Consider the following 20,612-nt stretch of genomic DNA (forward strand, 5'->3'; position numbering starts at 1 on the left):
ATTTGTTTACAAAGGTTTCATGACGAAACAAGCGTGATATAATAATATTAAAGTGCAAGCGAGGTGACGCATATGAAAAAAATACCGATTATCATGCTCGCTTTTGTTTTTTTTCTGTCAGGTTGTTCGTTAGAAGATGCTGCTGAGCATATTACAAGAGAAGTATCCATGTGGGATAAAGATAATCCGAACGAAACCTTCATACCGAAGAACTTAAAGGTTGTTTCAGTGGGTGATTCATTAACTCAAGGTGTGGGTGACAGTACGAAAAAGGGTGGATATGTCCCTTACTTAGAAAAACATCTGGAATCGTTGGATGGAGTAAAAGACGCCCAATTCCATAACTACGGGGTAAGAGGGAACCGTACCGACCAATTACTAAAAAGATTGAAAAAAGAAGATGTGAAAACATCGATCGAACAATCAGATTTAGTCATGATCACGATCGGCGGAAACGACGTAATGAAAATTTTTCGTGAAAATCTGTCACACTTGAAATTAGAAGTGTTTCAAGAAGAGAAACGAAAATACCAATTACGGTTACAAGAAATCATCGAGACGATCAGGAGCTATAACCCAAACGCAGGAATCGTTCTTGTAGGGTTATATAATCCATTCAATACATGGTTTTCTGATATTGAAGAAGTCAACCAGGTCATTCATGATTGGAATGATGCCAGCCGGGAGATTCTTTCAGATTATGATAAAACCTTATTCGTAAAGATAGACGACTTATTTATTGATGCCGGGGATAATTTATTATTTGAGGACTACTTTCACCCAAATGATGAAGGCTATAAGATGATTGCAGACCGCATGTTTACAAACCTGACAAAAGGGGAAACATTAGCTACATTGACAGATAGAACGAAACCTGTTGAGGAAGAGGAGCAGCCGTCATGAAGAACAAATGGAAGGTCGGTTTTTTTGTTCTTTTAGGAGTGGTATTAATTGGATTAGCCATCATTGTTTCAATGATTTTTATGCCGATTAAGGATGATCCGCTGCCTGAAAACAGCAAAAACACCAATCAAGAAGTAGGATTTAACGTACAAACAAATAAAAAGGACTTAAATCTGATTATTGAACATTATATTGAAGAAGAAGGAATGAAGGGACCTGTTGATTATGAGGTTCAGTTAAAAGACGACGTGGAATTAATGGGGTCTGTTCCGGTATTTACATCAAACTTAGATTTTAAGTTGGATTTTGAACCTAAAGCTCTGGAGAATGGAGACATTCTCCTGAAACAGAAATCCATATCCGTAGGACAATTGAATCTGCCGGTTTCATACGTATTGAAGGTAATGAGAGATTCATATAACTTTCCTGAATGGGTGAAGATACAACCTACCGATGAATTAATCTACGTTTCATTACAGGACATGAAATTGAAGAGTGATATTAAAGTAAGAGCGAAGGAATTTAACTTAAAGGAAGATAATATTTCTTTCCGTTTATTAGTACCAGTAGATCGTGCTCAATAGGAAAAAAGGTGGCCTCCTGATGGAAGCCACCTTTTTCGTATACGCGCGTAATGTAGATACTATCTTAGGACAGATTCGAGTTTACCCTTTTAATAGAATGGCTTCTAATTCAGGGGTTCCGTTGGCTAACCCGACAGCTACGATGGTGTAAGCTTGATTGGGGCTAAATTTAACATTCGGAACACTCAGGACCGTATTTTCACTTCCTGCCACTCTTGCCTCCAGGTTGACTGTCATTGGAGTTAACCCAAGATAGTCGGTAGCTTGCTTGAAGGATACATTCGGAAATATGACGTCTCCACCTTTTACTGCGATATCCACTGCAGGGGCGTCAGGGGAAAGATGAATGAATTTAACCTTTGTTTCTCCGCTAGGAACCGTCGGATCATCAATGAACGGAAGGAGTTGTAATTTATTTAGAGTACCTACAGCGGCGAGAGTATAAATTTTGCCTGGGTCAATTTTTACTTTTTTGCTTATAACTGTCGTCACACTTGTACCAGCAGGATAAACGTCAATATGATATTTCCCAGCAGGTAAAGTTAAATAATCACTGACATCCTTAAAGGCCACATCCCTTAAAACACGGTTTCCATTCACATAAACATCCACATTCGGTGCATCGGGTACAGCATGTAAAACGCGAACATAAGAAGGCTGGGTGGATGTAGTCAAATCAGCGCGCTGAGCTTGCATTGCAAGCCTCATGTATTTTAAATGTTTTTGATAGTAATGAATATGCATGGATGGATCTGTGTATTTATAATAACCGGATAATAAGTCATACATCGCTGCTTTATTCAAATAATCGTGTTGGCTCATCCGTATCTCTCCCTTTTGTTTATTAACACAATAGATTATGCGGAGGAGAAAAAATGGTGAAAGAACCTATTTTTTGAATAAATCAGAAATATTTCTTGCGTTATTGAAGAAAATAATGGATAATAAAAATACTAATTGAGAAAGTGGGTGATGACATATGAACGTATTATTGATTTGTTATACAAGTAAACTAAATATGCTTCATAATGGTTCTGCACGTCAACTCACTTTTAACGGGATAATCTGATTTTTTATTCTTTCAAACTTGAAAATCCGTTGACGTGTCGAATCACACAACGGATTTTTTTATTTTTGGGAGGAACTGAATTGGATAACAGAGAAAACGTATTTGAACTAATGGGACACCTTGAAGAAGAAGGATACACGTTAGGAAGAGTTGTGACTGAACAAAAGGGAGCCTTCATGGTCATGACTAAAACAGGAGATCGATTAAGTAAAATCTCCGGGAAACTCAGGTTCGAAACGGTAAAGCGTGAAGACCTTCCTGCAGTAGGGGATTGGATTCTCCTAAGCGAAGAAGGCGCAATCATAGAAAAGGTGTTGCCCCGAACGAGTAAGTTTTCAAGAAAGAAAGCAGGGGAAGAAGCAGAAGAGCAAATCATTGCTACGAATATAGACACCGTATTTATTCTATCTTCTTTAAATGATGACTTAAACAGTAAACGGATGGAGCGGTATGTACTTCTTTGCTGGGAAAGTGGGGCAAATCCCGTTGTCATTCTTACAAAATCCGATACATGTGAGGACATTGAGGAGAAAAAGAAAGAAGTTGAAAACGCATTGCTTGGGGTTAAAGTGTTAGCCATAAGCGCTGTAAATCATGAGGGAATTGAGGAACTGCATCCCTATCTGGATAAGGGCAAAACGGTTGCTCTTGTCGGTTCTTCTGGTGTTGGAAAATCGACCCTAGTCAATCTTCTTGTAGGAAATGACGTTCAGAAGACTAAAGAAATTAGGGAATCTGATGATAAAGGGCGCCATACCACAACACACAGAGAGTTATTCTTATTGGATAGTGGTGCATCCATCATTGATACGCCCGGTATGAGGGAGATTCAACTATGGCAGGGACAAGAAGGACTATCGACACAGTATAACGATATTGAAGAGCTGGCACTTCAATGCAGATTCGCTGATTGCCGTCATGAGGATGAACCTGGTTGTATGGTTAGAGCAGCAATACAAGAGGGAACTCTATCAGAGGAACGATTCGGGCATTATCAGAAATTGCAAAGAGAAATTGCCTACATGGAGAGAAAAGGGAATAAGCGACTGGAGTCGTTAGAACGAAAAAAATGGAAGAGTATCGGTAAGCAGAGAAAGCTTAAATATTAGATGTAAGATGGACCCTGGATGACTCCAGGGTCTATTTTTACATTGTTATCTGTAAGCCAATTCGACAAGCTTAATATTTTCCCTTTTAACGTGAATGCGTTAAAATCTCTTACAAAGGGAATAGTGAGAGAGAATGAAATGGAAAGGATGATGAGCATGTCGGAAGCTTCGCAGTATGAAAAAGCTACATTTGCCGGAGGATGCTTTTGGTGCATGGTGAAACCGTTTGATGAACAGCCGGGGATTGGCAGTGTGATTTCAGGTTACACGGGAGGAACCGTTCCGAATCCAACCTATAAAGAAGTATGCTCAGAAACGACTGGTCATTATGAGGCCGTTCAAATTGAATACGATCCATCAGTGTTTCCTTACGAGAAATTACTGGAAGTATACTGGCAACAAATTGACCCAACCGATCCAGGAGGGCAATTCTTTGACCGTGGACATTCGTATAAAACAGTTATTTTCTACCATAATGAAAAGCAAAAGGTGCTTGCCGAACAATCTAAAAAGAAACTTGGGCAGTCAGGCAAGTTTCAAAAGCCGATTGCTACTCAAATTCTGCCTGCGAAAGAATTTTATCCTGCAGAGGAGTATCATCAGGGTTATTACAAAAAGAACCCTGGTCATTATAATCGATACAGCCAAGGGTCTGGAAGAATGGCATTTATTGAAAATCATTGGGGGGAAGAGAAATGAGTAAAGAAGATTTAAAGAAAACGTTAACTCCTGAACAATATGATGTCACACAAAAGAATGGCACTGAACCTCCTTTTAGTAATGAGTATTGGAATACGTTTGAAGAGGGAATCTATGTAGATATCGTATCAGGTAAACCTCTCTTTAGCTCTAAAGATAAATATGATGCCGGCTGTGGTTGGCCAAGTTTTACAAAGCCGATCGACGAAGAGGAAGTCACTGAAAAGGAAGACCGCAGTCATTTTATGGTCAGAACGGAAGTAAGGAGTAAAGAAGCTGATTCTCACCTGGGTCACGTATTTAATGATGGTCCGGGACCAACGAAGCTTCGATACTGTATTAATTCAGCCGCTCTGCGATTTATCCCGGCAGAGAAGCTTGACGAAGAAGGATATGGGAAATATACAAAGTTATTTTAATATAATGAAGTGTTGTGAAACTCTTCACATATGTGCTAGAATAGATTTCTGATGTTTACATTGCGCTACATATGTGTATATAAAATATATATAGGAAGGTGAATGATCATGTTAAAAAAACTTTTCGGTAAAAAAGAAGAGGCACCTAAAACCGTTCATGCAGTTGCGCCTTTAACGGGTACATTAAAATCACTTGAAGAGGTTCCGGATCCAGTATTTTCTCAAAAGATGATGGGAGACGGGATTGCGATTGATCCTACAGTAGGTAAAGTCGTTTCACCTGTAGACGGCGAAATCATGCAGCTTTTCCCAACAAAGCATGCAGTTGGGATCAAAGCGAAAAACGGTGCTGAAATTCTTATCCACATCGGTCTCGAAACAGTATCAATGAACGGTGAAGGCTTTGAAGCACATGTTTCAGAAGGATCCAAAGTGAATATCGGTGATCCATTAATTACGTATGACTTAGACCTTGTGAAAGAAAAAGCAAAAAGTACCATCACACCAATCATCTTAACGAACGGTGATGACATGGCTGAACTAGTGAAAAAAGAATTGACGTCTGTGACAGCAGGACAAGATGAGGTATTGGAAATTTCATCTAAATAATATAGTAGGGAGGGACCGGCTTGATTGCCGGTCTCTTTTTTTAGGGTGTACATCGGGTTCGGAGCAAATCACCGCAATGTTACTCTAATCAGCTTATCAACTATTTCTCCTTCTTCGTCGTCATCCCACCAGACAATATAAACTTCATCGCTTCTTCAGATTTAATATCCAGTATTTCAATATCGCTTTTGGGAATCAAAAAGGTGACTCCTGCTACTTGAAACGTTTGAGGTACGTATACTGCTACGTGATCTTGCAGGTCATTATGCAAATCTGTAAGGTTTTCTGTCGTAATAAAGCCCAGGCATTTCATTGTTGTACCAGGCATTTTGACGAGTGCCACTTTGGAAAAGGACTTCTTTTCTCCTAAGAAAGAGTGAATGGTATCCTTGATGACCGAGTAAATCGTTTTGACAAAGGGGATTTTTTGTAAAAGGATGTCAACTATACGAATGATCGTACCCGTAAAAAACTTTGTAGATAGCCAACCGAGCATGGTCAATAGAACGATGGTTGCTAGAAGTCCAATACCGGGAATATAATTTTCATCAAGATAGGGTTTTAAAACATTACCTAATAAGCCATCGAGGAATAGAAACATCTTATATACTACATAAGCGACCAACCCAATCGGAACAATTGTTAGAACACCGTTAATAAACGATTTTATAAACCATTTCATCCTGTCATTTCTCCTGTCTTCTCTTAAAACCTATTCCTATTATATAGAAAGCCTACGGTACAGAAAAGGAGTAGCCCTAAATAAATTAGGCAAATACACAAACCATTTATAGGTGAATGACATACAGTGTAATGTAAATAAATATTTTTTGAGGAGTGATAGGTATGAACTATGGTTATGGTTGTGATCCATGTTATCAAGGTGGATATGCTTATCCAGTTGCCGGTGTCAATAATTTTGCGTTGATTGTTGTGTTATTCATCCTGTTAATTATTATTGGAGCCGTTTGCTACTGCGGGAAGTGATTCCAGATTTAGTTGTTAAATGAGAAATGAAAAAGAGCCGTCACTCGACGGCTCTTTTTCAGTCTTAAATTTTAAAACTTGAAATAAGTTCTTTCAATTTTTCCGCTTGTTGTGAAAGCTCTGAAGCGCTTGCTGTTACTTGTTCCATCGCAGCAGATCCTTCCTCAGATGCAGCAGCAGTGGTTTCTGTGTTAGAAGCAGTAGATTCAGCAATTTCATTGACCAGGGCAAATGAAGCGGCTACATCTTGACTGAGACTAAGGGTTTCCTGAATATGACCAACCATTTCATCCACTACCACCGTTGTTTTAGTGGTTTGGCTTAGAATATCTTCAAGGGAGGCGTTTGTTTCATTGGTGATTTCGACCCCTGCGATAACCTCTTTTACTCCATCCGAGTTTTGCTTAATAATGACATTCACTTCTTCTTGAATACTGTGTACGATTTCGGTTACACCTTTTGCCGCTTGTCGGGATTGTTCCGCCAGTTTTCTGACTTCATCTGCCACAACGGCAAATCCTCTACCATGCTCCCCGGCACGTGCCGCTTCAATGGCAGCATTCAAAGCAAGTAGATTGGTTTGTTCTGCAATGTCAGTAATGGTACCGATAATCGTCGTAATTTGTGATGAACGCTGTCCTAACGCTTCGACAGTTTCACTTGTATTGGACATGGTTTCTTCAATGTTCAACATTTTAGAAGAAGAGGCTTGAACAGTTTTGCCGCCTCGTTCAGCGACTACTCTCATATCACGAGCGGTTTCTTTAACTTGTTCTGCTTGATTGAATAAGAAACGGGCGGCTTCTTCCAAGCTATTCATTTTTTCTAATGAAGTAGACATCCGACTTGTTGTTTGATCGCTTCCAGCTGCAATTTCAGTAGATGTTTCTGCAATGGAAGTAATCGTCCTTGACGTTTCTTCGGCTGAAGCAAGAAGCTCCTGACTGCTAGCTGAAACGTTTTCTGCCATTTCCGAAACCTGCTTTACCAGGATGGCAATTCCGGCGATAAGCTGATTTGTATCAGATGCCAGGTCAGCTAGCTCATCCTTGGATTTCACATGAATTCGTTTTGTTAAATCTCCGCCTGCGTTGGCTATTTCTAAAATAGAGCGACTGATTTTCCTTGTATTCGTTTTAATTGTATGAGATAAAATGATTCCGAAGAAGATAGCCAATAAAACCGCAAATGCTGATAAGCCAATGGTAACGACTTTGGACAGGAAAACCTGTTGATTTAGAGAATCAATCCGATTATTCAGATCCTTTTGTTGGTCGACCACAATCATATCTACATATGAGCGGATTCCGTCCAGATACTTCTTCCCCGTACCCGATTCAACGAGGGTTGCTGCTTGCTCAAGACCCTTATCTTTCCTTGTCTCGATTACCCGATCAACGAATTGAATCCAGAATCCATACTGAGCCTCTATCTTATCTAATTTATCCAGCTGCTCCTGATCGTCCTGTAATAGAGTATTCAAGTCTTCGATGTGACTTTCTACCTGACCTTTACCATTTTGATAGGGTGCCAGAAATCCCGTTGCCCCTGTAATGACAAATCCTTGTTCTCCTATTTCAATCTCATTTAATACCTTTGATAAATCCTTCACCTTCGTATCAACCTGCATATCGTATGTAATCAACGTGTTGATTTCTTTTCCCAGCTTCAGCATATTGAAGTAAGAAGTAGAGGCAAGGACTAAAAGGACAATGGTCAATAAACCGAAAGACAGAACCACTTTTCCCCGGATTGTCCGGAAATATGAGAAGGCTCCCAAGGTCTTTTTCTGTTTTTCTTTCTTATTTTTCTTCGTTTTTGGTGCTTTTTTTAGATGTTTTTCTCTTTTCTTTTTCACCATTTCCCCCTCCTGAAGATAAGCAAAAAGTAGCATCATAGGATGAACTTACCATTATTTTATACATATCGACCTAATTTATCTAGTCACTTTGTAAACTTTTTGTCGAATTTTTAAGAATCTTAGTACATTTCACTCAATAAACCCTTATTGAAAGGCTCTTTTCGCAAAGATTGTTGTTTTCTAGCATAGAATCTGCCAGGGCTCTGTCAACCAGGTTTATGCTGGATGGTGAGGGGAACTGCTCCGCTTTCCGCGGACGTTCGGCCGAGCCTCCTCAGCTTCGCTTCCGGGGTCTCGGCACGTCCGTACTTCCGCAGGAGTCTGCGCAGTTCCCCTCACCATCTTTAACAGTATTTTCATGACAGAGCTTCAAGGTGTGCAAGAAAAATAATGTAAATAGAAAAAATAATTCTTCTTCCTTAAAAGGAAATTCAATCTTTACTTACCTTTAATAAGATTGTTTGCTAAAAAGCTTGTTTAAATTGTTTTCAATTTAGGATTCATGCTCAGAAAGTTGATTGGAGCGGAAGGAGGCTCGACTCCTGGGGGAATAGCTGGACAGGTGAGACCCCGGAGGCGCAGCCGAGGAGGCTCACCGCCAGCCCCGCGGAAAGCGAGCATCCTGGAGCGGAAATCAACTATTACTTTCTCCTCTACAATAGCAACAAACTTTACGAGAAGAGCCTAATGAAAAAAATTGTGATTTTTGATGAGGCTTTGAGCTTTAATAAAAATTCATTTGTATTATTCTTTTTTCTTAAAGAAAAGAAAGATTCTGTTTTTCATACATATGAATAATGGTAGGGAAATCTTTTTATGCAACCAGATGAGCGAATCGAAAGAGAGTACGAATCTGATTCTTTCAGGAGGGGGATTATGCCTCATTCGCATTTAATAAAGCCGTTGATTGGTGAACACTATCCGACAATTGATTACGGAAAAGGTGTGTATTTGTACGATACTGATGGCCGGGAGTATATAGATGCTTGTTCTGGAGCAGTTACGGCAAATGTAGGACATGGCATGGAAGAAATTCTTCAATCCATTGTGAATCAAGGGAATAAAGTGGCATTTGTGTATCGCTCTCAATTCAGTAATCAGCCTGCTGAGGATTTAGCTGCCTTTCTTCACGATAAGACAGGCTATCCATGGAGTTTCTTCGTGAATAGTGGTTCTGAGGCGGTTGAGACGGCCATCAAAATTGCCATTCAGCATTGGCAGGAACAAGGGAAACCGATGAAAAGAAAGATTTTATCCCGATGGCTGAGTTACCATGGTATCACTTTCGGTGCATTATCCGCATCAGGACATCCATCCAGAAGAGAACGATTCGACTCCTTTTTAGGTGACTGGCCGACCATTGAGCCGCCTTATTGTGCTCACTGTCCTTTTGGAAAAACGCATCCATCATGTGACCTTGCCTGCGCTTCTCAATTGGAAACGATGATCAGCAGAATAGGAGCCGATAATATTGCTGCATTTATGGCAGAACCGATCATCGGTGCGGCAGGTGGGGCGATTACTCCTCCAAAAGGTTACTATAAACGGATAAAATCAATCTGTGAGAAACATGATATTTTGTTTATTTCAGATGAAGTGATGACAGGCTGTGGTCGGACTGGAACCTTTTTAGCTTTAGAGCAGTGGCAAGTAAAAGCCGATATTGTAGCGATAGGGAAAGGGCTGAGTGCCGGGTATGCCCCTATTGCTGCAACGCTCATTTCCGATAACATTATGGAGCCGATATTGAATGGGTCGAGAGTCATTATGAGCGGGCATACCTATAGTGGAAATCCAATGTCTGCAACAGCAGCACTTGCTGTTCTAAAACTGATTGATTCAGAAAAGATGATTGAAGGTGTCGATCATAAAGGAACCTATTTGAAAAATCTTTTAAATAAATTAAAAACTGAATTTTCCTTTGTGCAAGATGTGAGAGGAAAAGGACTGATGCTGGGAATTGAGCTGAATTCCTTTGGAGCTCCATTTACTTCTTATATTGTTCAAGCCGGGGTAGAATGTGGGATTTTATTATATCCCGCAGCGGCAGGGATAGATGGGAGGAAGGGATCCGCCATTATGATTGCTCCTCCATTGAACAGTTCGAAAAGGGAGCTCGAGGAAATGGTTAAAAGACTCAGAAGAACCTTTCAACTAGTAGATGAGAATTGGAAGGAGACCTAAATATGTCCCGTCTTCATAATAAAAGAAGCAGCTATGAAAATGTAAAGCATTTTTTTAATGATGGAATGACCTTAATGTTTGGCGGATTTGGAGGGGTGGGTTCTCCTCCTACTATATGTAAGCACTTATTGGATTGGGGAACAAAGGATATCACGATTATTGGAAATGATACAGGATTTCCTCATATCGGAATCGGACAACTGGTTGCACAATACAGAGTCAAGAAGGTGATTGCCTCCCATATCGGGTCTAACCCGGTAGCAGGTCGATTAATGAGTGAAGGGAAGCTGGAAGTTGAATTCTCTCCTCAAGGGATATTGGCCGAAAGAATCCGGGCTGGTGGAGTGGGGTTGAAGGGTATCGTAACCGAAATAGGTGTGGATGATCCTTTTTTAAATAAAGGAAAAGAGATACTGGAGATAGATGGGGACCGTTACTTATATGAAACAGCCCTGGTTGCAGAAGTTGGGATAGTATATGCCCAAAAAGCCGACACATATGGGAACCTTATTTATGATAAAAGTGCTAGAAACACGAATCCACTTGTGGCTATGGCAGCAGATATCACGATTGTTGAGGCAGAAGAAATTGTGGATGTCGGCGAGTTGGATCCTGAGGAAATTGTCACGTCGGGTGTTTTTGTAGATCATATTGTGTTATCTAAAGGAGTCGACTGGAAATGGGCATGGGAAACGAATTGAAGGATAAGTTAGCTAAGCGTGCGGCTTTGGAAGTGAAAGAGCATATGATCGTAAATTTAGGGATCGGAATACCATCTCTCGTACCCAATCATCTCCCCCCGGGGTTTCCCGTTGTTTTTCAATCGGAGAATGGAATAATTGGAATCGGACCGGCGCCAGGGGAAGGTCAGGAGGACGAAAACTTGTGTAATGCGGGAGGATACCCTGTTTCAATAATGAATGGAGGCTGTTATACAGATAGCTCCATTGCATTTGCCATGATTCGCCGGGGCAAAGTCGATTTAACGATTCTGGGTTCCCTGCAAGTTAGTGAAAAAGGCGATCTTGCCAATTGGATCATACCAGGCAAAAAAGTACCGGGTATGGGAGGTGCGACCGAACTTGCCTCGAAGGCAAAGAGAGTCATCGTGCTCATGACCCATTTAGATAAAAAAGGTGGAAGCAAAATCGTTCGGGAATGCACGCTTCCATTAACGACGAGATCGTGTGTTTCAATGATCATAACAGACAGGGCCGTATTTACCATTGAGGATGGTCGATTGATATTAAAAGAACTATTTAATCCATACACACTTCAGGATATTGAAGAGACAACAGATGCTCAATATACCGTGAGTCCCGCTATCAAGTATATAGATTAGGAGGAACCGATTTGGAAACTCACCGTCTCATCAAGGAAATAATAGAAGAAAAAAAGAAAAGTACAATCAAACTCCTGCAAAGGTTGGTGCAGGAAGATAGTGTAAGGGGCAATGAATCTAAGGCGCAGGCGATTGTCATCGAGAAATGCAGGAAGCTTGGCTTGGAGTTGGACATTTGGGAAGTGAAAGAATCGGATGTGTTGGATCATCCTTTTTATCGTTGTGATCGTGAGAACTTCGAAGGCAACCCAAATGTAGTGGGTGTGTTAAAAGGAACAGGTGGAGGAAGGAGTCTCCTGTTAAATGGACACATCGATGTCGTACCGGAAGGGGACAGGGAGAATTGGACATATGACCCTTACGGTGGTGTGATTGAAGATGGAAAGCTTTACGGAAGAGGGTCAACCGATATGAAAGGGGGATCTGTTGCTTTACTCCTTGCATTGGAAATTGTGAAGGAGTTAAACATCCCACTGAAGGGTGATATCCTTTTTCAAAGTGTGATAGAGGAGGAAAGTGGCGGGACCGGGACGCTTGCCGCCTTAGTGAGGGGGTACAAAGCAGATGCTGCCATTATTCCTGAACCCACCAACATGAAAATCTTTCCGAAGCAACAGGGATCCATGTGGTTCCGCCTGAAAATAAAAGGGAAATCGGCACATGGGGGCACCAGGTATGAAGGGGTAAACGCCATTGATAAAGCCTATACCGTCATTCATACTCTTCAAGAATTGGAATCATCCAGAAACAAGAGGGTGGACGATCCTTTATATAGAAATATTCCCATACCATTACCCATTAATATTGGGAGAATTGAGAGCGGGAAGTGGCCATCCTCCGTTCCTGATCTTGCTATCATTGAGGGAAGGGTAGGGGTTGGCCCCTGGGAGTCATTACAACAAGTAGAAAAAGAGGTAGAAGATGCCCTCTCGAAGATGAATAAGGTCGATTCATGGTTTGATCATCATCCTGTAGAAATCGAATGGTTTGGTGGAAGGTGGCAGCCGGGTGACCTTTCCTGTGAACATGAATTAGTGGAAAAGCTTTGCTATCATGCCAATGAAGTATTGCAAACCACTCCAATCATTGAAGCTTCTCCCTGGGGAACGGATGGAGGAATCCTATCTAAGGGAGGGAATATTCCGGTCGTCGTATTTGGTCCTGGAACAACTGAAGTGGCTCATGACGCAAACGAATACATCGAATTGAATAAAATCTATCAGACTGCTGAAATACTTTCCTTATTTATTTTGGATTGGTGTAATAAAGAGTCATAATTTTCCTGTTTACGGGTATAGAGTAATAAATGATATTTACCCTTTCACATACCGTTGGTCAGCTTCAATGTTTATTAACTTCATATCATCCACAGAAGGAACAACTCTCATGATTTAAGCATAGGTTGTTCCTTTTTATAATGGTTTGTTTCATAACTTACCTTATCACTTCATATGTTGGTAAAAAAGGGGCTTATGAGAATGCAGACATACGAATATATTAAAAAACCGAAGATAGAAGCTGTCATTTATAAAGATGGCTATAACAGAAGGCTGCGGGTGGATGAGTTTAGAGGGAACCCGGTATTACTGTGGGAGTATGTGAAGAAAGAAACTCAGTCCAATCTTTATGAAAAGGTAATTGTGAAAGCAAGACGGGATCAATCTCTCTTTTTTTTCGAAAAAGGGTTCATCCTGGAGGGGGGAGTAAACGCTTACTTTAATGGGGATAAAGCATTTTTTATGAGTAAGTTTTTAACGGATGAAAGAAGAAATAGCTCGTACTGGAGGGATGAGGATGCCATTCTTCAATCCGTCCAGGAGCTCGGCAGACACGAAAACGGAGGTCCTAAACCGATTTCCGTCGCGACCCAAGACCATGCAGGGCAGCTGGCCGACCTTTATCAGGAAGTATTTAAGCTATATCCTGTACCATTACACAATCCCGACTATGTGAGAGAGTCAATGAAAAGTGGGACAATCTTTGTTTATATCGAGGAGGAAGGAAGAATCATCAGTGCTGCTTCTGCCGATGTATCTTCAACCTGTAAGAACGCTGAATTGACGGATTGTGCTACACGCTCCTCCTATCGTAAAGGCGGGTATATGAAGCATCTGATCCAAAAATTGGAATGTGAACTGCTTAACCGCGACATTTTCTGTGCCTATACGATTGCCAGGGCACTTTCATTTGGTATGAATGCGGTATTCCACCAGCTCGGATATCGATACGGTGGAAGACTGGCGAACAATTGCATCATCTTCGACAAAATGGAAGATATGAACATTTGGGAAAAAGACTTGAGTGTAATGTAAAAGGATGAAAACCGATTGGGATTCTATTTCATAGGCTAATGTATAGTTTTGTTCCTGGTGGAAAGATACTTTTGGAAAGTTGGTGGAGTAGATGAAAATGAATCTCTATAAACCGAAAAGGGATTGGAAAGATATTGAGCTTTGGAAAGACGTAACGGATGAACAATGGAATAATTGGTTATGGCAGCTGACAAACACCATCAGGACCCTTGATGACTTAAAGAAAGTGGTAAATCTGACACCGGATGAAGAGGAAGGTGTAAGGATTTCGACTAAAACGATCCCCCTTAATATTACTCCTTATTATGCATGGTTAATGAATGAGGATGACGCGCGCTGTCCTATCCGGATGCAATCCGTTCCGATCGGTCAGGAAATTCATAAAACGAAGTATGACCTGGAGGATCCTTTACATGAAGATGAAGATTCTCCTGTTCCCGGATTGACGCACAGATATCCTGACAGAGTGTTATTTCTCGTAACCAATCAATGCTCCATGTACTGCCGTTACTGTACGAGAAGAAGGTTTTCGGGACAAATTGGAATGGGCGTACCAAAGAAGCAACTTGATGCGGCCATTGAATATATACGGGAGACTCCCACTGTAAGAGACGTACTGCTATCGGGTGGGGATGGTCTACTGATTAATGACCAGATTCTTGAATACATCTTAAAGAACTTAAGAGATATTCCACATGTTGAGATCATCCGGATTGGAACGAGGGCGCCCGTCGTGTTTCCACAGCGGATTACCGAGAACCTGTGTAATATCTTGAAGAAATATCATCCAGTGTGGTTGAATACTCACTTTAATACATCGATCGAAATTACGGAAGAGTCCAAGAAAGCGTGTGAGATGCTCGTAAATGCAGGGGTTCCTGTAGGGAATCAAGCGGTTATTCTCGCCGGTATAAACGACAGTGTGCCTATTATGAAAAAGCTAATGCACGATCTTGTTAAGATCCGGGTACGTCCATACTATATTTATCAATGCGATTTATCAGAAGGAATCGGCCACTTCCGCGCACCTGTTTCCAAAGGACTGGAGATTATCGAAGGCTTAAGGGGGCATACATCCGGCTATGCCGTACCGACCTTTGTATTGGATGCCCCAGGTGGTGGAGGGAAAATTTCCCTGCAACCGAATTACCTTATTTCTCAAAGTGCTTCTAAAGTGGTCGTCCGTAATTTTGAAGGAGTCATCTCCACCTATCCGGAACCGGAAGAATACGTAGCAGGCAGGGCAGATGATTACTTTAAAGAAGTGTATCATGATGAAGAGATTAAAGAGCCTACCATTGGAATTGCCGGCTTGATGAATCAAACCCATTCTTCCCTCACCCCGAGTGGACTAAAGCGTTTGGAACGGCGAAAGGAATACCAGGAAAATCCGGATCACAATTCCCTTAAGGACTTTAGAGGAAAGAGAGATCAGCTTAAAGAAAAGAAGCATAAAGCGATGCTATCAAAAATGGAAAAAGATAAAAATGATGATAAGGAAAAAACCATCAATGGATAAAAATAATACAAAAGTGTGCGAATGGTGTGAAGAAGAGACAGCTCATGAGGGAAAATCGAACGTGTATTGGGAGCTCCCTGATGGTTCAAGAGCGATTCAAATCTCGAATGTCCCCAGTATGAGCTGCAGTCATTGTGGAATGGAGTATCAGGAAGAAGAGGTCATCAATGAAATAGAAGACCAGCTTATGTTAATCGATACCAAATTAATCGATAAAGTGATCACGTACACAGATTTAATGGAACTTCCCCGGTTACTAAAGAAGAATTACTTTCGGTATTAACCGTGAGTCATACAGGGGAAAAGCACTCAACTAGAGCAAAAACTTTACGAATTCACCTTCTTCGGCTATCCTTTTAGAAAAGAAACAACAAGGGTAGGTGGAACAGGTGAGAAAATCCTTTTATCATTATTTAATGAAATACAGGCAGCCTACTGCCAAGGATGAATTAACTCATTTCGCAAATTCGGCTTATGATGATCATAGCTTTCCTAAACAATCAAAGCAATACCATGAGATTAGTTCTTACCTTGAAATGAATGGTCATTATCTTGAAAGTATGTCCATTTTCGATATGGCATGGGACGCCTATTTATTAGAAGAAAAAGTGTAACTAAATAACCTTAAAGCCAATGAAGCCAATGGACCGACATTTGTTCTAAACAAATGTCGGTCCATTTTTAAAAAGGCTTTTCGTGTATACCGATATGCTTGTTGTTGCATATCATATAAAAAAGGCGATTAAGGGTGAGGGGAGAATGAAGAAACGAAAAGAGCCTAGATTCAGAGTTGGAGAAACGGTAGTCGTAACAATTTATGGTACTGTCGGGAAAATCACCGATATTAAGAAACTCGATGGAGAGTTTCTATATGAGGTAAACGAAAGTGAAGGGCTTTTCAAGGAGAAATCATTAGAATTGCTTGATTCTTATGATGGATACATTTTTGAACAGGAACAGATCGATATTGAATATAAATTTTTATTCGGAGATCTTGTTATTGTCAAGGGGTATGAAGAAGATCTCTTTAAGGTGGTAGGATTCAGGACGGAAATATGGCGTTATAAGGACGATGCCTGGGAAGATGTTATTTATGAGTTAATGAGAATTACAGATGGAGAGTGGTTGGAAGCAGACGAAGATGAAATCACCTTAGTTGCAGATGAAGAGCAAGCAGAGGCCTTTATTAAGAAATACGGATTCGTATTTCCGCAGAAAAAAGAAGGCAAAATAAAATCCCTTCGTTCACCTGCTCACCCAAAGCCAAGTTGGATTGATCAGCTTCTGGACCATTATAATGATTACAAAGCACTGTATCTTCTCTTTGAAGATACTAAATATAAGAATAAGATGGACTATGTGTTAGAACAATTGAAAACTCATACAAACTCACAATCTATTGTTAAAGAGAAGGAATAAGCCACATGATATACAAAAAAACGGGAACGCTTATGATTAAAAATGATAGCAATACAACGCGAAGAATCCACTGCATTCCTGAAACAATCATTCCCTCACCATTTTCTAAATCTTTTAACATCGTTTTCGTTTTTTGAGTAAATGTGTTTAGCATCGAATCGCTCCTTATCTTTGATGATAAAGTCTATGCTTGTCTTTTAAGTCTTATGAAAACTTTTTTCTCATAGCATAACTGGAAGCATTCTGTCATAAATTGAGAATCAAAGGGGGCGATCACATGCGGGAGATAGAAGTCTTTATCGACACCGAGGAAATTGCCGAGTTCTTCATGAAAGAACTCGTTCAAAGAGGATATGTACCGTCAGAAGATGAGCTGGAAGAAATAGCGGATATCACATTCGAGTATCTGATTGCCAAATGTATCATTGATGAAGAATGGGAAGAAGATGTATAGGATCTTTTCAACCATCGAAATGGAAGTCACATCGTAAGGAATGTCCTTTCACATAATGGGGATTAACTCTTAAGTGTCTGTCATGTTTTTCGGGTTCTAGAAAAACATGGAGGCACTTTATTTTGAGTTAATCCCTCTTTAGATTCACAAGAAATGAGGTCAGTTCTTTCCATTTTTTGGTCATAGAAAAACGATCAGGTATCTTCACCGTCATAAGAGGTGCCATCACTTCGATATTCTGGTCAGTAAACCAGTCAGACGAAGAGAGTGTGAAAGAAGGCATGTTATCCCAAACAGAACATAAAGTGGGACTATATAAACGGTTTTTTTTATTTTCCTTCGAATAAATGTGAGGCCAGTAATCCGATCTCGATCCGCTGTGGCAATGGTGAATCGCAAATGAGTATGCAGTAGGAAAGACAGAGTGATGAAATAAAATTCCGTATAACCTCTTGCCTAACAGAATTCTGCGCTTAACCTGCTCAAAGTGAGAGACAGAAAGCCCGGCTAGAGAGAAGGGGGATTGTTTTCCATATGGGAAGAGAATAGAAGTGAATTCTAAACGATCCTGCAACAGGAAAAGCCATTCATCCACTCCAATTGGTTTCTTCATACCTGTTAATATTCTCTTTTGAATCATATGCTGTTCATTCATGATGAGCCCTATGGTTAAAACTTGTTTATTACCCGTTGTAAGAAAGTCATTCCATATACTTTTCATGAACATGGAAACGTTGAATTTTTTTAGAAGATGAAAAGAAGGATGCCCCGTTCTTTTCCAATGTTCATATAGTAATAGTTGAGGATACGCATCTTGAAAAATGGCTGCGTTACACAACTCGAGAAATGAGAAAAACGCATTTTGCTCTTTTTTGGACAAGACGTGTGAAATCAGGTTATTTCGAATGTCGGTCATATGATAGCCAGCATTCCTGGATACCATATGAGCAAGAAACGACCAGTGGATTTCAGGGTGTTTATTGAAAAAATCAATGTAACTTGCAGTTCTTGTTACGTTATTGAGATTAGCATCCCTTACTTTCATGACAATCCGTTCATACAGTTCAAGATCCTGATGGAAATAAACAATCGGAGCAGGATCTTGGATTGCTTGATTATAAAGTTCACAAATAGATTCCTCTTTAAGAAGCGGCCTCGTATGGTCATTGTTCCCAGTCTTGATAAGGTTTAAAAACTTCTGAAACGGTGAATAAATCAAGGGACCACGCTCCCACAAGATATTTTTTTATGTTTGAAACTAATTTCAAAATGAAACGTATATAGTAATACAAGTGGAATAGAAACATTTTGGGGAGGTTTGCTTATGTTAAAGAAAATAATCAAAAGCCTGTTAGGTTCGAAACATCATCGATACAGCTCCAGTGATGCGTGGAGAAAGCATAAATCACCTAAACATAAACATTTTGGACATCAGCATTATAAGAAGCATAAGAGTAAAAGCTTTTTTTCCAGCTTTTATAGCAGCTAATGGAATGAGAGGAATTGGGATATGCCACTCACGCTTTTTCGAAGACTGATCGATGGCTTTGAACAGACGTGGAAACCTGGGGAAAACATCCATGGCTACCATATCATCCGATTAGTTGGAAAAGGAAGCTATGGTACAACTTACTCGGTCATCGACCACTCGAGTGGAAAAGAAGCCATATTAAAAAGAATTCGCCCTTACAAAAAGTTATTTTCTAATTACGTCCAATATGTTCAAAATGAAATGAATGCACTACAAACTTTATCTCATCCTCAGTTTCCATCCGTTTATACAGCAGGTGAGTATAGGAAGACTCCTTATTTCGTTATGGAAAAAATGGACGGTCAAACATTTGAGGAGTTAATTTTTCAGGAAGGAAAAAAATACTCAGAGGGAGAATCACTAAAGTTAGGTGTACAATTGGTTATCCTCGTTCAATGGATCCATGAAAATGGATTCGTTCACAGAGACTTAAGAATCCCTAATATTCTACTGGATCATGGAACGCTTCAAATAATAGACTTTGGCCTTGCTTGTGAAATGAATGCAACACCAGAGACTATCCCAGGGAAACAGAAGGATTATATGAGGGATAAATCGAAGCTGAGTGATTTCTACGCAATCGGGCATTTTCTGTTGTTTTTATTGTATTCTTCTTATGAACCGACGATGAAAAAGGAGAGAAGCTGGGAAGAAGAACTTGCCATTCATCATGATACCAGGATGGTGATCAGAAGACTTCTGCAGATTGATTCAGGGTTTAGGGACGCTGAAGAGATTCTGGAGGAATTATACCGAGTGATTGACACATTACAAGAACGATAATCGAGGAGGAAAATCATATGTCTTTTTTTAACAAAGTGTTTGCTTCAATAGGAATCGGAGCGGCTACAGTAGATACAAAATTAGAAAAATCAAGCTATCAAGCAGGGGAAACAGCAAAGGGTATAGTAGAAATTACAGGAGGAAGCGCAGATCAAAACATCGATTCTATCTATTTAACTCTCTTTACTACATATATTCGTGAATCAGATGACAAAAAGTATACTGATTATGCTCCCATTCAAAAAGTGCAAATATCCGAGCCGTTTACCATCGGTGAAAATGAAAAGAAAGAGTTTCCTTTTACCTTTACCTTACCATTTGAAACTCCAATCACGTATGGAAATACAAGGGTGTGGGTAGCCACTGGTTTGGATATTAAAAATGCAGTTGATCCTAAAGACAAAGATTATATTGAAATCGTTCCGAATGGATTGACGAATGCGGTGCTCAAATCTGTTCAGGAACTGGGCTTCAGGATTCGTAAGGTTGAATGTGAGCAGGCACCACGCCGCTACAGAGGTCGCTATCCATTCATACAGGAATTCGAATTCGTGCCGGTCGATGGTCCATATCAACGAAAATTAGATGAACTTGAAGTGATGTTCCTGAATCAATCTGAAGAACAAGTAGATCTGCTTCTGGAAGTGGATCGACGGGCAAGAGGGTTAGGTGGATTTTTAGCAGAAGCTCTTGAAATGGACGAATCCATGGTTAGACTAACCATTAGAACGTCAGATATCCCTCATCTTTCATCAAAACTGCAAGATGTGATTAATAAATTCACTCAATGAAGCAATTCGACAAAGATTCCTATGTTTCCTTGAAGGA

The 20,612-nt window shown here is 40.3% G+C and carries 25 protein-coding genes; 20 read left to right on the plus strand and 5 right to left on the minus strand.

The annotated features are described in order from the left end of the window. Nucleotides 1-72: 72 nt before the first annotated feature. Together ACIFOD_RS14295 and ACIFOD_RS14300 are read left to right on the plus strand one after the other, a co-directional pair. Complete coding sequence (locus ACIFOD_RS14295) at nucleotides 73-903, plus strand: SGNH/GDSL hydrolase family protein (RefSeq protein WP_430315185.1); 831 nt, start codon at nucleotides 73-75, stop codon at nucleotides 901-903. Continuing rightward, nucleotides 900-1,487 (plus strand): YpmS family protein, encoded by a 588-nt coding sequence (locus ACIFOD_RS14300; RefSeq protein ID WP_397553962.1) that lies wholly within the window; start codon nucleotides 900-902, stop codon nucleotides 1,485-1,487. The genes ACIFOD_RS14295 and ACIFOD_RS14300 overlap by 4 nt, the downstream gene beginning before the upstream one ends. Before the next feature lie 81 nt (nucleotides 1,488-1,568). Here the strand turns inward: ACIFOD_RS14300 and ACIFOD_RS14305 are convergent, their stop codons facing one another. Further along, nucleotides 1,569-2,309, minus strand: a complete 741-nt coding sequence (locus ACIFOD_RS14305) for a DUF4397 domain-containing protein (protein WP_430315186.1) — start codon at nucleotides 2,307-2,309, stop codon at nucleotides 1,569-1,571. Between the two features lie 327 nt (nucleotides 2,310-2,636). On the opposite strand from ACIFOD_RS14305, the gene rsgA reads away from it, so the two are divergent. The 4 genes from rsgA (at nucleotide 2,637) to ACIFOD_RS14325 (ending at nucleotide 5,392) form a co-directional block, all read left to right on the plus strand. Beyond that, nucleotides 2,637-3,665, plus strand: coding sequence for a ribosome small subunit-dependent GTPase A (gene rsgA, locus ACIFOD_RS14310; RefSeq protein WP_430315187.1), 1,029 nt, complete (start codon nucleotides 2,637-2,639; stop codon nucleotides 3,663-3,665). 156 nt (nucleotides 3,666-3,821) lie between these two features. Then, nucleotides 3,822-4,364 (plus strand): peptide-methionine (S)-S-oxide reductase MsrA, encoded by a 543-nt coding sequence (gene msrA, locus ACIFOD_RS14315; protein ID WP_397553965.1) that lies wholly within the window; start codon nucleotides 3,822-3,824, stop codon nucleotides 4,362-4,364. Next, nucleotides 4,361-4,783 (plus strand): peptide-methionine (R)-S-oxide reductase MsrB, encoded by a 423-nt coding sequence (gene msrB / locus ACIFOD_RS14320; protein ID WP_428974531.1) that lies wholly within the window; start codon nucleotides 4,361-4,363, stop codon nucleotides 4,781-4,783. The genes msrA and msrB overlap by 4 nt, the downstream gene beginning before the upstream one ends. A 108-nt stretch (nucleotides 4,784-4,891) precedes the next feature. Next, nucleotides 4,892-5,392, plus strand: a complete 501-nt coding sequence (locus ACIFOD_RS14325) for a PTS sugar transporter subunit IIA (RefSeq protein ID WP_113970793.1) — start codon at nucleotides 4,892-4,894, stop codon at nucleotides 5,390-5,392. Nucleotides 5,393-5,492: 100 nt separating this feature from the next. Here ACIFOD_RS14325 and ACIFOD_RS14330 read toward each other — a convergent pair whose 3' ends face one another. Next, nucleotides 5,493-6,074, minus strand: a complete 582-nt coding sequence (locus ACIFOD_RS14330; RefSeq protein WP_430315188.1) for a DUF502 domain-containing protein — start codon at nucleotides 6,072-6,074, stop codon at nucleotides 5,493-5,495. Nucleotides 6,075-6,238: 164 nt separating this feature from the next. On the opposite strand from ACIFOD_RS14330, the gene ACIFOD_RS14335 reads away from it, so the two are divergent. Next, complete coding sequence (locus ACIFOD_RS14335) at nucleotides 6,239-6,379, plus strand: YjcZ family sporulation protein (RefSeq protein ID WP_113970745.1); 141 nt, start codon at nucleotides 6,239-6,241, stop codon at nucleotides 6,377-6,379. A gap of 64 nt (nucleotides 6,380-6,443) precedes the next feature. On the opposite strand, the gene ACIFOD_RS14340 is transcribed toward ACIFOD_RS14335, so the two are convergent. Beyond that, complete coding sequence (locus ACIFOD_RS14340; RefSeq protein ID WP_430315189.1) at nucleotides 6,444-8,237, minus strand: methyl-accepting chemotaxis protein; 1,794 nt, start codon at nucleotides 8,235-8,237, stop codon at nucleotides 6,444-6,446. A gap of 879 nt (nucleotides 8,238-9,116) precedes the next feature. Here ACIFOD_RS14340 and ACIFOD_RS14345 point away from each other — a divergent pair. From ACIFOD_RS14345 to ACIFOD_RS14385, 9 genes are all read left to right on the plus strand, one after another. Further along, entirely contained in the window at nucleotides 9,117-10,424 is a 1,308-nt protein-coding gene (locus tag ACIFOD_RS14345; protein WP_397553970.1) for an aspartate aminotransferase family protein, read from the plus strand. A gap of 2 nt (nucleotides 10,425-10,426) precedes the next feature. Continuing rightward, nucleotides 10,427-11,125, plus strand: coding sequence for a CoA transferase subunit A (locus tag ACIFOD_RS14350; RefSeq protein WP_430315190.1), 699 nt, complete (start codon nucleotides 10,427-10,429; stop codon nucleotides 11,123-11,125). Next, entirely contained in the window at nucleotides 11,104-11,766 is a 663-nt protein-coding gene (locus tag ACIFOD_RS14355) for a 3-oxoacid CoA-transferase subunit B (RefSeq protein WP_430315191.1), read from the plus strand. Before ACIFOD_RS14350 ends, ACIFOD_RS14355 begins: the two co-directional genes overlap by 22 nt. 11 nt (nucleotides 11,767-11,777) lie before the next feature. Beyond that, the gene (locus ACIFOD_RS14360) at nucleotides 11,778-13,043 is read left to right on the plus strand and encodes a peptidase (protein WP_397553973.1); all 1,266 of its coding nucleotides are present in this window, start codon (nucleotides 11,778-11,780) and stop codon (nucleotides 13,041-13,043) included. A gap of 201 nt (nucleotides 13,044-13,244) precedes the next feature. Then, nucleotides 13,245-14,078 carry a putative beta-lysine N-acetyltransferase gene (gene ablB, locus ACIFOD_RS14365; RefSeq protein WP_397553974.1) on the plus strand — a complete coding sequence of 278 codons (834 nt, stop codon included), beginning with the start codon at nucleotides 13,245-13,247 and terminating at the stop codon, nucleotides 14,076-14,078. 91 nt (nucleotides 14,079-14,169) lie between these two features. Then, nucleotides 14,170-15,597, plus strand: coding sequence for a lysine 2,3-aminomutase (gene ablA / locus ACIFOD_RS14370; protein ID WP_397553975.1), 1,428 nt, complete (start codon nucleotides 14,170-14,172; stop codon nucleotides 15,595-15,597). Further along, nucleotides 15,590-15,880, plus strand: coding sequence for a YokU family protein (locus tag ACIFOD_RS14375; RefSeq protein WP_397553976.1), 291 nt, complete (start codon nucleotides 15,590-15,592; stop codon nucleotides 15,878-15,880). The genes ablA and ACIFOD_RS14375 overlap by 8 nt, the downstream gene beginning before the upstream one ends. Nucleotides 15,881-15,986: 106 nt before the next feature. Then, entirely contained in the window at nucleotides 15,987-16,211 is a 225-nt protein-coding gene (locus ACIFOD_RS14380; RefSeq protein ID WP_113970954.1) for a YozE family protein, read from the plus strand. A gap of 145 nt (nucleotides 16,212-16,356) precedes the next feature. Further along, nucleotides 16,357-17,016: a hypothetical protein gene (locus ACIFOD_RS14385; RefSeq protein ID WP_113970955.1), complete on the plus strand. Its 660-nt coding sequence runs from the start codon at nucleotides 16,357-16,359 to the stop codon at nucleotides 17,014-17,016. Here the strand turns inward: ACIFOD_RS14385 and ACIFOD_RS14390 are convergent. Further along, nucleotides 17,000-17,170: a hypothetical protein gene (locus ACIFOD_RS14390; RefSeq protein ID WP_397553977.1), complete on the minus strand. Its 171-nt coding sequence runs from the start codon at nucleotides 17,168-17,170 to the stop codon at nucleotides 17,000-17,002. The genes ACIFOD_RS14385 and ACIFOD_RS14390 overlap by 17 nt on opposite strands. A gap of 123 nt (nucleotides 17,171-17,293) precedes the next feature. On the opposite strand from ACIFOD_RS14390, the gene ACIFOD_RS14395 reads away from it, so the two are divergent. After that, nucleotides 17,294-17,470: a YozD family protein gene (locus tag ACIFOD_RS14395; RefSeq protein ID WP_148969368.1), complete on the plus strand. Its 177-nt coding sequence runs from the start codon at nucleotides 17,294-17,296 to the stop codon at nucleotides 17,468-17,470. Nucleotides 17,471-17,597: 127 nt separating this feature from the next. On the opposite strand, the gene ACIFOD_RS14400 is transcribed toward ACIFOD_RS14395, so the two are convergent. Beyond that, nucleotides 17,598-18,689 (minus strand): DUF2515 family protein, encoded by a 1,092-nt coding sequence (locus ACIFOD_RS14400; RefSeq protein WP_430315192.1) that lies wholly within the window; start codon nucleotides 18,687-18,689, stop codon nucleotides 17,598-17,600. 105 nt (nucleotides 18,690-18,794) lie between these two features. On the opposite strand from ACIFOD_RS14400, the gene ACIFOD_RS14405 reads away from it, so the two are divergent. The 3 genes from ACIFOD_RS14405 to ACIFOD_RS14415 are packed head-to-tail and all read left to right on the plus strand — an operon-like array spanning nucleotide 18,795 to nucleotide 20,575. Next, nucleotides 18,795-18,959: a hypothetical protein gene (locus tag ACIFOD_RS14405; protein ID WP_397553979.1), complete on the plus strand. Its 165-nt coding sequence runs from the start codon at nucleotides 18,795-18,797 to the stop codon at nucleotides 18,957-18,959. A 21-nt stretch (nucleotides 18,960-18,980) separates the two neighbouring features. Then, nucleotides 18,981-19,784 carry a serine/threonine protein kinase gene (locus ACIFOD_RS14410; protein ID WP_430315193.1) on the plus strand — a complete coding sequence of 268 codons (804 nt, stop codon included), beginning with the start codon at nucleotides 18,981-18,983 and terminating at the stop codon, nucleotides 19,782-19,784. Between the two features lie 17 nt (nucleotides 19,785-19,801). Continuing rightward, nucleotides 19,802-20,575: a sporulation protein gene (locus ACIFOD_RS14415; protein ID WP_430315194.1), complete on the plus strand. Its 774-nt coding sequence runs from the start codon at nucleotides 19,802-19,804 to the stop codon at nucleotides 20,573-20,575. The last annotated feature ends 37 nt before the right edge of the window (nucleotides 20,576-20,612 follow it).

Origin of the sequence: Rossellomorea sp. NRS-1567, assembly GCF_050467885.1 — a bacterium.
GTDB lineage: Bacteria > Bacillota > Bacilli > Bacillales > Bacillaceae_B > Rossellomorea > Rossellomorea aquimaris_C.

Bases quoted from the DNA above. Each gene is read 5' to 3' on its own strand.
- ACIFOD_RS14335 (WP_113970745.1), top strand. From the start codon at position 6,239: ATGAACTATGGTTATGGTTGTGATCCATGTTATCAAGGTGGATATGCT.
- ACIFOD_RS14300 (WP_397553962.1), top strand. From the start codon at position 900: ATGAAGAACAAATGGAAGGTCGGTTTTTTTGTTCTTTTAGGAGTGGTA.
- msrA (WP_397553965.1), top strand. From the start codon at position 3,822: ATGTCGGAAGCTTCGCAGTATGAAAAAGCTACATTTGCCGGAGGATGC.
- ACIFOD_RS14355 (WP_430315191.1), top strand. From the start codon at position 11,104: ATGGGCATGGGAAACGAATTGAAGGATAAGTTAGCTAAGCGTGCGGCT.
- ACIFOD_RS14405 (WP_397553979.1), top strand. From the start codon at position 18,795: ATGTTAAAGAAAATAATCAAAAGCCTGTTAGGTTCGAAACATCATCGA.
- msrB (WP_428974531.1), top strand. From the start codon at position 4,361: ATGAGTAAAGAAGATTTAAAGAAAACGTTAACTCCTGAACAATATGAT.
- ACIFOD_RS14345 (WP_397553970.1), top strand. From the start codon at position 9,117: ATGCCTCATTCGCATTTAATAAAGCCGTTGATTGGTGAACACTATCCG.
- ablA (WP_397553975.1), top strand. From the start codon at position 14,170: ATGAAAATGAATCTCTATAAACCGAAAAGGGATTGGAAAGATATTGAG.
- ACIFOD_RS14325 (WP_113970793.1), top strand. From the start codon at position 4,892: ATGTTAAAAAAACTTTTCGGTAAAAAAGAAGAGGCACCTAAAACCGTT.
- ACIFOD_RS14350 (WP_430315190.1), top strand. From the start codon at position 10,427: ATGTCCCGTCTTCATAATAAAAGAAGCAGCTATGAAAATGTAAAGCAT.
- ACIFOD_RS14375 (WP_397553976.1), top strand. From the start codon at position 15,590: ATGGATAAAAATAATACAAAAGTGTGCGAATGGTGTGAAGAAGAGACA.
- ACIFOD_RS14415 (WP_430315194.1), top strand. From the start codon at position 19,802: ATGTCTTTTTTTAACAAAGTGTTTGCTTCAATAGGAATCGGAGCGGCT.
- ACIFOD_RS14390 (WP_397553977.1), bottom strand. From the start codon at position 17,170: ATGCTAAACACATTTACTCAAAAAACGAAAACGATGTTAAAAGATTTA.
- ACIFOD_RS14330 (WP_430315188.1), bottom strand. From the start codon at position 6,074: ATGAAATGGTTTATAAAATCGTTTATTAACGGTGTTCTAACAATTGTT.
- ACIFOD_RS14385 (WP_113970955.1), top strand. From the start codon at position 16,357: ATGAAGAAACGAAAAGAGCCTAGATTCAGAGTTGGAGAAACGGTAGTC.
- ACIFOD_RS14395 (WP_148969368.1), top strand. From the start codon at position 17,294: ATGCGGGAGATAGAAGTCTTTATCGACACCGAGGAAATTGCCGAGTTC.
- ACIFOD_RS14410 (WP_430315193.1), top strand. From the start codon at position 18,981: ATGCCACTCACGCTTTTTCGAAGACTGATCGATGGCTTTGAACAGACG.
- ablB (WP_397553974.1), top strand. From the start codon at position 13,245: ATGCAGACATACGAATATATTAAAAAACCGAAGATAGAAGCTGTCATT.
- ACIFOD_RS14305 (WP_430315186.1), bottom strand. From the start codon at position 2,309: ATGAGCCAACACGATTATTTGAATAAAGCAGCGATGTATGACTTATTA.
- ACIFOD_RS14295 (WP_430315185.1), top strand. From the start codon at position 73: ATGAAAAAAATACCGATTATCATGCTCGCTTTTGTTTTTTTTCTGTCA.